The organism is Kingella bonacorsii (assembly GCF_016623605.1).
Classification (GTDB): Bacteria; Pseudomonadota; Gammaproteobacteria; order Burkholderiales; family Neisseriaceae; genus Kingella_B; species Kingella_B oralis.
In genome coordinates, this window is the sequence record NZ_JAEHNZ010000003.1 from 66,899 (window position 1) to 80,967 (window position 14,069).

General features: G+C 52.7%; 17 protein-coding genes and 2 pseudogenes. All 19 read left to right on the plus strand.

Annotation, left to right across the window (positions count from 1 at the left end; all coding sequences use genetic code 11):
* The first annotated feature begins 400 nt into the window (after positions 1 to 400).
* A complete protein-coding gene (locus tag JDW22_RS13960) occupies positions 401 to 526 on the plus strand; it encodes a hypothetical protein (RefSeq protein WP_268884230.1) in 126 nt (41 codons plus the stop codon).
* A gap of 5 nt (positions 527 to 531) precedes the next feature.
* The gene (locus tag JDW22_RS09205) at positions 532 to 1,512 is read left to right on the plus strand and encodes an RluA family pseudouridine synthase (protein WP_200522813.1); all 981 of its coding nucleotides are present in this window, start codon (positions 532 to 534) and stop codon (positions 1,510 to 1,512) included.
* Positions 1,513 to 1,623: 111 nt separating this feature from the next.
* Positions 1,624 to 2,958, plus strand: a complete 1,335-nt coding sequence (locus JDW22_RS09210; RefSeq protein ID WP_200522814.1) for a tetratricopeptide repeat protein — start codon at positions 1,624 to 1,626, stop codon at positions 2,956 to 2,958.
* Between the two features lie 33 nt (positions 2,959 to 2,991).
* Positions 2,992 to 3,177 (plus strand): hypothetical protein, encoded by a 186-nt coding sequence (locus tag JDW22_RS09215; RefSeq protein ID WP_200522815.1) that lies wholly within the window; start codon positions 2,992 to 2,994, stop codon positions 3,175 to 3,177.
* Between the two features lie 180 nt (positions 3,178 to 3,357).
* The gene (locus tag JDW22_RS09220; protein ID WP_200522816.1) at positions 3,358 to 3,675 is read left to right on the plus strand and encodes a hypothetical protein; all 318 of its coding nucleotides are present in this window, start codon (positions 3,358 to 3,360) and stop codon (positions 3,673 to 3,675) included.
* 12 nt (positions 3,676 to 3,687) lie between these two features.
* Positions 3,688 to 4,266: a hypothetical protein gene (locus JDW22_RS09225; protein WP_200522817.1), complete on the plus strand. Its 579-nt coding sequence runs from the start codon at positions 3,688 to 3,690 to the stop codon at positions 4,264 to 4,266.
* Positions 4,267 to 4,606: 340 nt separating this feature from the next.
* On the plus strand, positions 4,607 to 6,013 hold the full coding sequence (gene leuC / locus JDW22_RS09230; protein WP_200522818.1) for a 3-isopropylmalate dehydratase large subunit: 1,407 nt from the start codon (positions 4,607 to 4,609) through the stop codon (positions 6,011 to 6,013).
* Positions 6,014 to 6,112: 99 nt separating this feature from the next.
* Positions 6,113 to 6,463, plus strand: coding sequence for a hypothetical protein (locus tag JDW22_RS09235; RefSeq protein WP_200522819.1), 351 nt, complete (start codon positions 6,113 to 6,115; stop codon positions 6,461 to 6,463).
* Between the two features lie 109 nt (positions 6,464 to 6,572).
* Positions 6,573 to 7,505 carry a DUF1152 domain-containing protein gene (locus JDW22_RS09240; protein ID WP_003796942.1) on the plus strand — a complete coding sequence of 311 codons (933 nt, stop codon included), beginning with the start codon at positions 6,573 to 6,575 and terminating at the stop codon, positions 7,503 to 7,505.
* 89 nt (positions 7,506 to 7,594) lie between these two features.
* Positions 7,595 to 7,970: pseudogene (locus JDW22_RS14160) on the plus strand (transposase family protein); the annotation flags it as partial.
* A gap of 81 nt (positions 7,971 to 8,051) precedes the next feature.
* Positions 8,052 to 8,315: pseudogene (locus tag JDW22_RS14165) on the plus strand (transposase family protein); the annotation flags it as partial.
* Complete coding sequence (locus JDW22_RS09250; protein ID WP_200522820.1) at positions 8,312 to 9,172, plus strand: M48 family metallopeptidase; 861 nt, start codon at positions 8,312 to 8,314, stop codon at positions 9,170 to 9,172. The pseudogene JDW22_RS14165 and the gene JDW22_RS09250, both read left to right, overlap by 4 nt.
* Before the next feature lie 138 nt (positions 9,173 to 9,310).
* Positions 9,311 to 9,451, plus strand: coding sequence for a hypothetical protein (locus JDW22_RS09255; protein WP_200522821.1), 141 nt, complete (start codon positions 9,311 to 9,313; stop codon positions 9,449 to 9,451).
* An 81-nt stretch (positions 9,452 to 9,532) separates the two neighbouring features.
* Positions 9,533 to 10,177 (plus strand): 3-isopropylmalate dehydratase small subunit, encoded by a 645-nt coding sequence (gene leuD, locus JDW22_RS09260; RefSeq protein WP_200522822.1) that lies wholly within the window; start codon positions 9,533 to 9,535, stop codon positions 10,175 to 10,177.
* 132 nt (positions 10,178 to 10,309) lie between these two features.
* Entirely contained in the window at positions 10,310 to 11,431 is a 1,122-nt protein-coding gene (gene dapE / locus JDW22_RS09265) for a succinyl-diaminopimelate desuccinylase (RefSeq protein ID WP_200522823.1), read from the plus strand.
* A gap of 232 nt (positions 11,432 to 11,663) precedes the next feature.
* The gene (locus JDW22_RS09270) at positions 11,664 to 12,356 is read left to right on the plus strand and encodes an aspartate/glutamate racemase family protein (protein WP_200522824.1); all 693 of its coding nucleotides are present in this window, start codon (positions 11,664 to 11,666) and stop codon (positions 12,354 to 12,356) included.
* A 42-nt stretch (positions 12,357 to 12,398) separates the two neighbouring features.
* Positions 12,399 to 13,397: a UDP-N-acetylglucosamine 4,6-dehydratase (inverting) gene (pseB, locus tag JDW22_RS09275; protein ID WP_200522825.1), complete on the plus strand. Its 999-nt coding sequence runs from the start codon at positions 12,399 to 12,401 to the stop codon at positions 13,395 to 13,397.
* A gap of 132 nt (positions 13,398 to 13,529) precedes the next feature.
* On the plus strand, positions 13,530 to 13,658 hold the full coding sequence (locus JDW22_RS13965; protein WP_268884231.1) for a hypothetical protein: 129 nt from the start codon (positions 13,530 to 13,532) through the stop codon (positions 13,656 to 13,658).
* The gene (locus tag JDW22_RS09280; RefSeq protein ID WP_003796963.1) at positions 13,655 to 13,993 is read left to right on the plus strand and encodes a hypothetical protein; all 339 of its coding nucleotides are present in this window, start codon (positions 13,655 to 13,657) and stop codon (positions 13,991 to 13,993) included. The genes JDW22_RS13965 and JDW22_RS09280 overlap by 4 nt, the downstream gene beginning before the upstream one ends.
* The last annotated feature ends 76 nt before the right edge of the window (positions 13,994 to 14,069 follow it).

Here is a 14,069-nt window from a genome sequence, read left to right on the forward strand (position 1 = left end):
TGAGTACCTTATAGATGGCGGCACTTTGAGATAATCAGTTTTGAACCGCCCTGCCGCGTGCTGCCGTAAACAAGAAAAACCATACGGTGCGGCGTGTGGGCGTGAAGAACGATATTAAAGAACTGTGATGGCGGCGCGGTTGAAATCGCGAAAAACGGATTTTCAGGCTGCCTTTGAGGGATTTGCTGCGGGGCATTCGGGCAAACAGGGAAACTGCTGTGGTTTGCGTTATTTGAATGGTGGATTGATGCTGCAACAAACGAAAAATGGGTTAGCCGTCGTCTTCTAACTGGTGGCTTGGGGTTCAACTTGATTATGGGTTTTATTGGTTAGGCTGTTTGCCAATAAAGTGAACGTCAAAGTGCGTTATTTTGTAAAATAGGCGGCTACGGCTTTCAATATGCAATCATTCAATTTTCAGGCTGCCGATGTATTGGTTTCATTCATCTTTTATTTCAAAGCCGTATGCGCTGAAAATGGCGTTTCAGGCAGCCTGAAACCGCCCAAAACAAGTTTCGGATTATAGAGAAAATGGCATCGTTTAGCAAAGAAATAGTCAATCATATCAACATCACCGAGCATGAAGCGGGACAACGCCTTGATAACTATTTGATTAAAATTTTAAAAGGCGTTCCCAAAAGCCATATCCACCGCATTATCCGCGCGGGCGAGGTGCGCGTAAACAAACGCCGTGCCAAGCCTGATTATCGCGTAGCGGCGGGCGATGGCGTGCGCATTCCGCCGATTCGCGTGGCGGCGAAAGCAGCGGTTTCAGGCAGCCTGAAAACGGTGCCCGCGCGGGAATTTGAGATTATTTTTGAAGACGATGCGCTGTTGGTCATCAACAAGCCCAGCGGCATTGCGGTGCATGGTGGCAGCGGCGTGAGCTTTGGCGTGATTGAGCAGCTTCGCCAGTCGCGCCCCGAGGCGAAATATTTGGAGCTGGTGCATCGGCTGGACAAGGACACCAGCGGTTTGCTGATGATTGCGAAAAAGCGCAGCGCGCTGGTGAAGCTGCACGAGATGCTGCGCAACGACCACCCGAAAAAGGTTTATCTTGCGCTGGGCGTGGGCGCGTGGCAGCCTGAAAACCGCCATGTGCGGCTGCCGCTGGTGAAATACACGGGCGCGGCAGGCGAAAAGATGGTGCGCGTGGGCGATGAGGGGCAGTCGGCGCATACGATTTTTCGCGTGCTGGATACGTTTTCAGGCTGCATGACGCATTCGGTGGGCATTTCGGCGTTGAGCCTTGTGGAGGCGACGCTGAAAACGGGACGCACGCATCAAATCCGCGTGCATATGCAGGCGAGCGGCTGCCCGATTGCGGGCGATGAACGCTATGGCGATTATCAGGCGAACAGGCGTTTGCAAAAGCTGGGCTTGAAGCGGATGTTTTTGCACGCGCATCGGTTGGTGTTGGCGCATCCGATTACGGGGGAGACGATGGATTGGGTGGCGGAGTTGCCTGAGGAGTTGGGGGCGTTTTTGGCGCGGTTGGAAGCGGGGGAATAGGCAGCCTGAAAACACAAAACCCAACTTTCAGCCTACCTTTGAACACTTAGCTGAAATGTGATTTAGCTTAATGGCGGCTGTATGCCGTTTAATTTTGAATTTGGAGAGACAATGTTGTTTGATTTACGCAAGATTTTTAAACTGTTGAATGGGGTGTTGGCGGCGTTGGTTTTGGCTGCGCCTGCGGAGGCGGATAATGCTGCTCAGCTTCAACAGGCGATAACAGCTTATCAATCAGGTGATTACGCCCAAGCCTTTAAATTATTGCAGCCGCTGGCACAACAAGGCGATGCTCTGGCGCAAAACAATTTGGGTGCGATGTATGAAAATGGGCAAGGCGTAGCTCAAAACCATCAACAAGCTTTCACTTGGCTTCAAAAAGCGGCTAATCAGGGAGATGCTGATGCACAATACAATTTGGGCGTAATGTATTACCAAAGGCAAGGCGTAACACAAAACTATCAACACGCCTTCGCTTGGTTTCAAAAGGCAGCCAATCAAGGATATGCTTTGGCGCAGTACAATTTGGGCGTAATGTATAGAAAAGGGCAAGGTGTGGCACAAAACTATCAGCAAGCCTTTATGTGGTTTCAAAAAGTAGCTAATCAGGGATATGCTGCTGCGCAATATAACTTGGGCATGATGTATTACAAAGGTCAAAGCGTGGCGCAGAATTATCAACAAGCCTTTACATGGCTTCAAAAAGCGGCTAACCAAGGATATGCTTTGGCGCAATACAATTTGGGCGTGATGTATGGAAATGGTTATGGTGTGGCGCAAAATTATCAACAAGCCGTAGCTTGGTATCAAAAAGCGGCTAATCAGGGAGATGTTAATGCTCAATACAATTTGGGTATGATGTATCTAGATGGTCGTGGCGTGGCGCAAAATTATCAACAAGCCGTAGCTTGGTTGCAAAAAGCGGCTAATCAGGGAGATGCTGGCGCACAAAATAATTTGGGTGCGATGTATCAAAATGGACAAGGCGTGGCGCAAAACTATCAGCAAGCCTTTGCTTGGTATCAAAAAGCGGCTAATCAGGGGCGTGCTAGTACACAAAATAATTTGGGGGTGATGTATAAAAATGGGCAAGGTGTGGTGCAGGATTATCAACAAGCCTTTGCATGGTTTCAAAAATCAGCTAATCAGGGATATGCTCAGGCGCAGTATAGTTTGGGTTTGATGTATGCCAATGGGCAAGGCGTAGCGCAGGACTATAAACAAGCCTTGGCGTGGTTTCAAAAAGCGGCTAATCAAGGTGATGCTAAGGCGCAAAACAATTTGGGCTTTATGTATCAAAATGGTTTTGGCGTAGCGCAAAATTATCAACAAGCCAAAGCATGGTATCAAAAAGTGCTGGCGCAGCCTGATACGCCAGAGAATGCCGAAGCCAAGGCAAAAGCCCGCAAAAATTTGCAAGAATTAAAAAACAAAGGTGTTCGCTAACCGCTTTTCCATTTAGGCAGCCTGAAAACATATTTGGAACTGCCAATTTTAAGGCAGCCTGAAAACCCAAAAAATGGTTTTCAGGCTGCCTTATGCGTAACCATCTACAACGCCACCCCCATTTGCCACTATAATCCGCCCTTTTATTTTCAGGCTGAAACCTTTGCAAAACCTAAAAACGCCACAAGAAATAGTCAATTCTCCGTCATTCCCGCGTAGGCGGGAATCTTGTTTGATATTCAAAAATCTGTGTAGAAACAATCTATTGTGTAAATCTAACCAAGATTCCCGCCTACGTGGGAATGACGGCATTTCTTATTTTTCAGGCTGCTGTTAGGGGTTTTGCAAAGGTTTCAGGCTGCCTAATGCCTAGAACACCCCAATCAACAAGGATTTCCCATGACACCCCACCCCTATCCCGCCGCAATCGCCGCGCGTATCAACGAAAGTGCAGCCACGCCGCTTCTGCCCAACGCGCAGTTTTACCACACCGCCAATGGCTACTGGATTGCCTGGCAGCCTGAAACCGCTGCCGTGTTGCCACCCGATTTGCCCGCGGGCGAGCCTTGCGACTGGGTGGAAGGCGCGGAAAGTTTGGCGGAATTGGCGAGCCTGATTGAAAGCGGCGATTATGAAGCCTTGCTTGCCGAGGATGCCGACAACGCCAATGAACACGCGCAAGAAGGCGGCTGCGCTTGCGGATGCGCGCATGGTTAAGGCAGCCTGAAAATGAAGATGAATTTATGGCTGTTGGCAAGGCAGGCGGGCGCTGCGGCGGTTTTGCGCTTTCGCCCCGCGCGGTTTTATGCGTATGGCTTGCCCGTGTTTGTGTTGGTGTGGGCGGCGGTGGGCATGGTGAACGCGGTGGCGTTGAAGCCGTTTTTGGGCGCGGGCGATGCCGCCATCGGCTTTGGCTTTTTAACGGCGGTTACGCGCTATTTGGTGCTGACGCGCGTGTTTTGGGAGCTGCTGCGTGCGCCTGATGGCGAGCGCGTGCCGTTTTGGGGCTATGTGTTGGCCACCGAAGCCTTGGCGATTCCCACGCTGTTCACCCTGCCCTATCCCGAAATGCACCCGTGGGTGGGCTTGTGGAACACTTGGTGTTTTTGGGCGCAGTTTGCAGGCGCGGTGGCAATCAGCGGGCAGCGACCTTTGCGCGTAGCGGGGGCTTATGTGGTGTATTGGCTGGTTTCTTCGCTGCTGTTGTTTGTGTTTTTGTTGATGTTTGTGTCTAGCGGCTGGCTGGATGCAAATGAACTGAATGCCAACGTGGTTAAGATGTTGGAAGCAATGCAGCAGGCGCGGTAGTGAGGCAGCCTGAAAACGTTGCACAGCCTGATAACCAGCAATAATCAATTCCCCCGTTATTAACGTCGCGCATCAATGCCCAACCTACTTGCCTTCCGTCATTCCTACTTACTCGGGAATGATGGCATTTCTTGTATTTCAGGCTGCCCCAGGCGTTTTGCAAAGGTTTCAGCCTAACAATAAGCAGAAGTTCGCAAACTTCGGCAGGTTAAAAAAATAAACAATTTGTCCAAAAATAAAATATCGTTTTCGCCATTTTTGATTTTTCACTTGAAATTAATGTCCAAAAAGTCTAAAATGCCTGCCGTTTCACCCATTCATCCATAGAAAGACACAAACCATGACCCCGCAAACCCTATACGACAAACTCTGGAACAGCCACGTTGTCCGCGAGGAAGAAGACGGCACGGTGCTGCTGTATATAGACCGCCATTTGGTACACGAAGTAACCAGCCCGCAAGCCTTTGAGGGCTTGAAAATGGCAAATCGCAAGCTCTGGCGCATAGACAGCGTGGTGTCCACCGCCGACCACAACACGCCCACAGGCGATTGGGACAAAGGCATTCAAGACCCCATTTCCAAGCTGCAAGTGGACACTTTGGACAAAAACATCAAAGAATTCGGCGCGCTGGCGTATTTTCCGTTTATGGACAAAGGCCAGGGCATCGTGCACGTAATGGGCCCCGAACAGGGCGCGACGCTGCCGGGCATGACCGTAGTGTGCGGCGACTCGCACACCAGCACCCACGGCGCATTCGGCGCATTGGCGCACGGCATCGGCACTTCGGAAGTGGAACACACCATGGCCACCCAGTGCATTACCGCCAAAAAGTCCAAATCCATGCTGATTGAGGTTTCAGGCAGCCTGAAACCGGGCGTAACCGCCAAAGACGTTGCGTTGTATATTATTGGACAAATTGGCACAGCAGGCGGCACGGGCTATGCCATCGAATTCGGCGGCGAAGCCATCCGCAGCCTGAGCATGGAAGGGCGCATGACGCTGTGCAACATGGCGATTGAAGCGGGCGCGCGCAGCGGCATGGTGGCGGTGGACGACACCACGATTGATTATGTGAAAGACCGCCCTTTCGCCCCCAAAGGCGCGGATTGGGACAAAGCCGTTGCCTATTGGAAAACATTGGTATCAGACGAAGGCGCGGCTTTTGACAAGGTTTACCGTTTTCAGGCTGCCGATATTGAGCCGCAGGTAACATGGGGCACATCGCCCGAAATGGTGTTGGACGTGAGCGGCAAAGTACCCAACCCCGCCGACGAAGCCGACCCCGTGAAACGCAGCGGCATGGAGCGCGCGCTGGAATACATGGGCTTGGAAGCAGGCACACCGCTCACCGACATTCCTGTGGATATTGTGTTCATCGGCTCGTGCACCAACAGCCGCATTGAAGATTTGCGCGAAGCCGCTGCCATCGCCAAAGGGCGCAAAAAGGCGGATAACGTGCAGCGTGTGCTCATCGTGCCTGGTTCGGGCTTGGTGAAACGCCAAGCCGAAGCCGAAGGCTTGGACAAAATCTTTATCGACGCGGGCTTTGAATGGCGCGAACCAGGGTGCTCCATGTGTCTCGCCATGAACGCCGACCGCTTGCAGCCGCAACAACGCTGCGCATCCACATCCAACCGCAATTTTGAAGGGCGGCAGGGCAATGGCGGCAGAACCCACCTCGTCAGCCCAGCGATGGCGGCGGCAGCGGCGGTGGCCGGGCATTTTGTGGACGTGCGGGAGTTGTAATCTGTAAAAAGGAAGTGCAGGCTGCTTTGAAGTGCTTTTCGGCGTTTCAGGCAGCCTGAAATGTCAATTTCAACAAATTTCCAATAGAACGCCCCCGCCATGACCGACCTTGAAAACCTATACCACCATGCCATCCAACGCGTCCGCCTGTACCCTTGCTGTTTTTCCGGCGCCAAGCGCGACTACCCCGTATTCGCACTCTACCCACCCGAATACCAATACTATTCCCATCAAATCGCCGACTGCGGCGGCTGGTATCGTGGTACGGAAATGCGGTTAATCGGCTTGGACGGATGCGGTAACTTCTACGGTCTCCATTGCAGCGGCGAAGTGCGCTTCTACAAACACGCAGATAAAAGCAGCACCACGCTGGCCAAAAGCGAGAAAGAGTTTTTAGTCGGCATTCGGGAAATAGAAAACCAAACGATTTCTATGCCGAATGGCCGATAAACCGCACGGGCAAACAAGGGTTTTAGGTAGCCTGAAAGCCAGGGTGTAGGCTGCTGCTTTTCTGTTGCCCACCTCATATCCACCCACCGCTTTCAGGTAGCCTCAGCCCATGCAGATACCCTTTTTCCGACAAATCCAAAATAGCTCGCGCATCCTGATTGCGGGCTGCGGCGGCGGTTACGACCTCGCTTCCGGCATTCCGCTGCATCTGTATTTGCAGAGTTTGGGCAAATATACCGTTTTAGCAAACCTTTCCTTCTCGCAATTGGCCGAAAGCGGCTGCGAAGCAGTGTTTCCAAACTGCTATCTGATTGACGAGAACGCCGCCAATCTGCCCTATTTTCCGGAAAAGCACATTGCAGAATGGCTGGCCGGTTCAGGCTGCCGTGCGCCCGTTTATGCGTTTGCAAAAACAGGCGTGCGGCCACTGCGGGATGCCTATCGCCATCTACGCGAAAAACATAGGCTGGACACGGTTATTCTTGCCGACGGCGGTACCGACAGCCTGATGTTTGGCGACGAATGGGCAACCGGCACCATTGTTGAGGACAGCCTGTCGGTTATCGCTGCCAATGCGGCAGGCTTTGAACACCGTTATTTGGCCGCCGTCGGCTTTGGCGTGGAACACGATTTAGACCATTACACGCTGTTGCAGAACATGGCGGAACTGACCCGCGCACAAGCTTTTCTCGGCGCGCAATCAATCACCGCGCAAATGCCCGAGGGTGCAGGTTTTCTGAGCCTGACCGAATACCTAAACCACCAAAGCAGCCACCGCAGCATCGTTACCAACGGTATTGCCGCCGCCATGCGCGGCAGTTTCGGCGACATCCATTTCAGCCTGCGCACCGAAGGCTGCGAACAGTTTGTCAATCCGCTTATGCCGCTTTATTGGTTTTTCAGGCTAGATAAATTGGCCGAACGGTTGCCGTTCAAAGAACAGGTTTCTGACAGCGAAACCATGCAGGAATATTACCGACTCTACCGCATCCACCGCGCGATACACGGCCGGCGGGCAGGGCGGCGCGATTTGCCGATATAAGCCTTCAGGTTTCAGGCAATCTGAAAACTATCTCAGGGAGCCAATATTAGACCTTTTGCGAAAGTATCCTGAAGATTTACAATTTCCAAATGAAATACGAAAACCTCATCCAAAGAAGCGACAGGGAATTCAAACGGCTCACAGGTGTAACGCCCGTCCTTTTTCATGAAATGCTGCAAGTCACCACAGAAGCAGAAAGCCGGAAGATCAAGTCGGGCAGGCCGCATACACTCGGTTTGGCAGACCAACTGCTGTTTACCCTAAGTTATCTGCGCCATTACCATACCCAACTCGAATTGGCCGCCATCTACGGTCTTTCTGAAAGTAATGTCTGCCGCACTATCCGTAAAACCGAGGACGCCCTCATCCGTTGCAAACGCTTTTCCCTGCCAAAACCCGGGCGATCAAACGGTCATCATTGACGTTATAGTCGATTAAAATTGCGACGTTATAGTCGATTAAAATTGCAATGATACGGCGTTTGCTCGCCTTGACGTACTACCTGTACGCCTTGCGGCTCGCCGCCTTGTCTCATTTTTATTTTAATCCACTATAGTCATTGCGGATAAGGGTTATCAAGGATTGGCTAAAACCGGATTACAGACCCCGAAAAAGAAATCCAAACATCATCCGCTGAACAAACAGGATAAAGAGGCGAACAGGCGGTTAGGCAAACTCAGAACTGTCATCGAGCACATCAATAGGAAGCTGAAAATATTCAAAATATTGTCTCTACCTTACCGCAACAGGCGGAAACGGTTCGGGTTAAGGGCAAATCTGATTGCAGGACTGGTTAATGCGATGGGATGAATATTTTCGCAAGAGGTCTATCCATGCAATACGAAGCCCCAAAGTTCAACGAAAAAGACAATCCCAACATCCCACACGACACGCACCACGGGCGAGAAATCCGCGCCATGCTGATTTATCTTGCCATCACCGTTGTGGTGATTTGGGCGCTGGTGGAAGTCGCCGTGCGCGCCATGCCCTATGCCATCAGCCTGCCGCGCGAAAAGCAATGGTTCAGCTTTGTGGGCAAAGAGCTCATCGCCGATAAACACACCCAGCAAGACCCCCAAATCACCGCCCTTGCCGCGCGGCTGGGCAAACACATGAATCTGCCCGATAACTTGGTAACCGTGTACATCAGCGAGCAAGAAATTCCCAACGCCTATGCCACATTTGGCGGCAATGTGGTGTTGTATCGCGGGCTGCTCAAAGAATTGCCCAGCGAAGAGAGCGTTGCCGCCGTGTTGGCACACGAAATGGCGCACATCAAACACCGCGATCCCCTGCGCGGTATGTCGCGTGGTTTAATGTATAGCGTGATTGCCGCCATGCTCGGCAGCGAAACGCAAATAGATGCCCTTGTGAGCATCGGCAGCCTGAAATACAGCCGCGATATGGAGCGCGCCGCCGACAACGCCGCCATAGAAGCCATCGCCAAGGAATATGGCAACGTGGGCGGTGCCAGCCAATTGTTTGCAACGCTGGAAGAAATTGAACAAAAAGACCACAAAAACCACAACATCGCATGGCTCAGCACCCATCCCGACACCCGCGAGCGGCAACACAATGTTCAACAGATAGCCAGCCAGCTCGGCTATCAAAACAGCCCCGCCAAATTGCCCAATATCTGGCAAAGCAAATCGCCCCAAACACCTTAATCCGCAGCATTCACTCTATTTGCAAGCTGCCCAAATTTAAAATTTCAGTTAAAATACAGACACATTTTGTTAATCTACACGTTTATCAGAATGGTCTCTCGTGTATTTATTTAACCCCACCTTTATAAGGAAAATAGCATGAAAAAAGCTCTACTCATCACTCTCGCCGCGCTCACCCTAGCCGCTTGCGCCGACACGCGCAGCCATGTGAGCGAAAACTCAACCAACTGGGAAACCGTGAAATATCAAGTGGGCGCAGAAAAAGCCCCCGCGCAGTAAGCCAATTAGGCAGTCTGAAAACCATTTACCTGTTTTCAGGCTGCCTATTCCAACTCCCCAAAACCACACAGAGACACCACCATGAAATCATTCACCCAAATCACCGCCATCGTTGCCCCGCTAGACCGCAGCAACGTGGACACCGATGCCATCATCCCCAAACAATTTCTCAAATCCATCAAACGCAGCGGCTTCGGCGTAAACTGCTTTGACGAATGGCGCTACCTAGACCACGGCGAACCAGGCATGGACAACAGCCGCCGCCCGCTCAATCCCGAATTCTCGCTCAACCAGCCGCGCTATCAAGGCGCGCAGATTCTGCTCACGCGCAAAAACTTCGGCTGCGGTTCCAGCCGTGAACACGCCCCGTGGGCATTGGATGATTACGGCTTTCGCGCCGTCATCGCGCCCAGCTTTGCCGACATCTTTTTCAACAATTGCTACAAAAACGGCTTGCTGCCCATCGTGCTGAGCGAAGAGCAAGTGGAACAACTGTTCCAAGAAACCTACGCCAACGAAGGCTATCGACTCACCATCGATTTAGCGGCGCAAACCGTAACCACGCCCAGCGGCGCCGCCTTCCATTTTGACATCACCGAACACCGCAAACACTGCCTGCTCAATGGCTTAGACGAAATTGGCTTAACCTTGCAACACGCCAACGAAATCCAACAATTTGAACAACAACGGCGCAACGCCCAGCCTTGGCTGTTTAACAACGCATAAACCCATTTTCAGGCTGCCTATTCCCACCCAGTAGGCAGCCTTGCCTCTTTGTCCAAATCTTTGATTTGGCAACAAAGAGGTATGCCGCAGCGCAACGCGCAAGGCTGAAAACATTTCCCACGAAAGCAAACCATGTCTCTCGCTCTAGCCAAACAACTGCTCGCCCAGCCCAGCATCACCCCCAACGACCACGGCTGCCAAGACATCATCGCCGCCCGCCTTGCCGCACTCGGTTTCAAAATAGAATGGCACAACCACGGCAACACCAAAAATCTCTACGCCCGCATCGGCAGCCAAGCCCCTGTGCTGTGTTTTGCGGGGCACACCGATGTCGTCCCCACAGGCGACGAAGTCCAATGGACATTCCCACCGTTTACCCCCACCGAACACAACGGCAACCTCTACGCCCGCGGCGCAGCTGACATGAAAACCGCCATCGCCTGCTTTGTCGTTGCCGCCGAACGCTATCTCGCCGCCCATCCCCAGTTTTCAGGCAGCCTTGTCCTGCTGATTACTTCCGATGAAGAAGGCGATGGCAAAGACGGCACCACGCGCGTGGTGGACACGCTCCAAGCACGCGGCGAAACCTTTGACTACTGCATCGTGGGCGAACCCACCGCGCAAAACCAACTGGGCGATATGCTCAAAAACGGACGGCGCGGCAGCCTATCAGGCAGCCTGAAAATACACGGCAAGCAAGGACACATCGCCTATCCCCATCTCGCCGAAAACCCCATCCACCGCGCCGCCCCCGCGCTCGCCGAACTCATCAACACCCAATGGGACAACGGCAACGCCTACTTCCCCGCCACCAGCTTCCAAATCTCCAACATCCACAGCGGCACAGGCGCAACCAACGTTATCCCCGCCGATATAAACATCCAATTCAACTTCCGCTTCTCCACCGAGCAAACCGAAGGCAGCCTGAAAAGCCAAGTCCACCAAATCCTAGACGCGCACCAGCTACGCTACGACCTAGACTGGCAACTATCAGGCAACCCATTCCTAACCGAAGCAGGCACGCTCACCCAAATCGCCCAACGCGCCTGCCAAAACGTTTGCGGCATCACCCCCGAGCTATCCACCAGCGGCGGCACATCAGACGGACGTTTTATCAAAGCCATCAGCCGCGAGCTGATTGAACTCGGTTTCGTCAACGCCACCATCCACCAAATCGACGAACACATCGCGTTAGACGACATCCCCAAGCTCACCGCCATCTATCAAACCATCATGCAAGAATTGTTTGCCTAACGCACCACATAGAGCGGACGGCTCAGCGCTATTGTTTACCCCAAAGGCAACCTTGCCCCTTTGTCCAAATCTTTGATTTAGCCATGCGAACTTATGCAAAGCTCAGGGGTATGCGTAGCTGAAACCCTATTTCGCCGGCGCACGGCTTGCCAGCAAGCCGTCAAAATCGCGCGGACAGTTTTCAGGCTGCCCAATATTCCCCCCGCGCCCCACCATCATCAGGAGACCCACCATGAAAACCATCGGCATCATCGGCGGCATGAGCCCCGAAAGCACCACCTTGTATTACCAAACCATCAACCGCGCAATCAACCAACGCCTAGGCGGCAACAGCAGCGCAGAAATCATCATGCACAGCGTCAATTTTGAAACCGTGGTGCAACTGCAAAAGCAAGGCGATTGGGCAGCCGCAGGGCATTTGCTGGCAAACAGCGCAACCAAACTGGCAGGCGCAGGCGCAGATTTACTGCTGCTGGCCACCAACACCATGCACAAAGTCGCCCCCGCCATAGAACAAGCCGTCAGCATTCCGCTGCTGCATATTGTGGATGCCACCGCCGAAGCTATCAAACAGCAAGGCTTGCACACCGTAGGACTGCTCGGCACACGCTTCACCATGAGTGATGGCTTTTACACCGAGCGCATGGCAGCGCAAGGCGTGAACACCATCGTCCCCAGCGAAGCCGAACAAAACGAAATCCACCGCATTATTTTTGAAGAATTGTGCCGCAACCAAATTCAGGCTGCCTCAGCACACTATTTCCAAAACGTGATTGGCAGCCTGAAAACACAAGGCGCGCAAGGCGTTATCCTCGGCTGCACCGAAATCTGCCTGATTGTGAACGCGCAAAACAGCCTCTTGCCCGTGTTTGACAGCACCTCCATCCACGTGCAGGCAGCAGTGAATGCCGCGCTGGCGCAATAATTCCGTATAATCTCCCCTTTTCCAATTCCCATTAAAAAAACCATGTTAAGCAACTCCACCATTCTGATTACAGGCGGCACCGGCTCATTCGGCAACACCTTCGTTCCCATGACCCTAGCCCGTTACAACCCCAAAAAAATCATTATTCTCTCCCGCGACGAAATGAAGCAGTGGGACATGGCAAAACAATACCAAGGCGACAAGCGCGTGCGCTTCTTTATCGGCGACGTGCGCGACAAAGACCGCCTGTACCGCGCGCTGGACGGCGTGGATTACGTTGTCCACGCCGCCGCCACCAAAATCGTCCCCACCGCCGAATACAACCCGTTTGAGTGCGTGAAAACCAATATCAACGGCGCGATGAACCTGATTGATGCCTGCATCGACAAAGGTGTGAAAAAAGTCGTCGCCCTGTCCACCGACAAAGCCAGCAGCCCCATCAACCTATACGGCGCCACCAAGCTCGCCAGCGACAAGCTCTTCGTGGCGGGCAACGCCTATTCTGGCGAACACGGCACCCGCTTTGCCGTCGTGCGCTACGGCAACGTGATGGGTTCGCGCGGCTCGGTGATTCCCTTTTTCCTATCCGTGCGCCACACAGGCGAATTGCCCATCACCGACCCGCGCATGACGCGCTTTATGATTTCGCTGGAACAAGGCGTAGAGCTGGTTTGGCACGCCTTTGACGACATGGTGGGCGGCGAAATTTATGTGAAAAAAATCCCGTCGATGAACATTTGCGATTTGGCAGCGGCGGTCGCCCCCGAATGCCGCCAAACCACCATCGGTATCCGCCCCGGTGAAAAACTGCACGAGCAAATGATAGGCGCGGAAGATTCATGGCACACCTACGAATACCCCGAGCATTTCAAAATCCTGCCCGCCATCAACGGCTGGGACCAAACCCCCGAGCGCATCAAAGACGGCAAACCCGTGCCCGAAGGCTTTGTGTACGCCAGCGACAACAATAGCGAATGGATGTCGCAAGAAGAATTGCAAGCGTGGATTGCCGAGAACCAGCATAAAATTGGCAAGATTTGAGTTTTACGTTTTCAGGCTGCCTACGGCGTATTGAGGCAGCCTGAAAATCTAAAATGGCGCGGCGATGGCTTATCGCCAAATGACAGAGTTCAATGGACTTTACTGGTTAGTAAAATGTCGGCGAACCTTTGATTGCACCGTCGGTTGCAGGCTTCGCAAGGGTTTCAGGCTGCCTACAACGCAGCCCAGCCCCCCATTATCGCGGATACCGTTATTCCCATTACATCTTCTATCCAAACCATCAGACAGCCTGAAACATGATTACCCTAGACATCTACTTCAACAAACTGGCAGGCAACGGCATCACCCTCACCGCCAAGCAACCATTTAGCAACAGCCGAATGCTGGTGGCGAATTTTGCCTACTTAGCCCAAGCCATGAACGAATGGCAGCAAGCCGCCAAAATGGCGGGCGGCTATAAACCGCATAGCAAATGGACGGGCACGCTGTTTGTTACCCCTGTGCGCTTTAATGTGCGCGAAAATCTAGCCGACGGTTTGTCGCAAATTGAATGCAAATGTTTGCGAGACACAGGGATTGAATGCAACATGAAAGTTGTGGAAATTTGCTATCAGGGCAAACCTGTTGAATTTTAAGGCAGCCTGAAAACCGTTTTGCCGTTTTCAGGCTGCCTATTGCACAGACATTGAGGCAGCCTGAAACCCCTTCCCC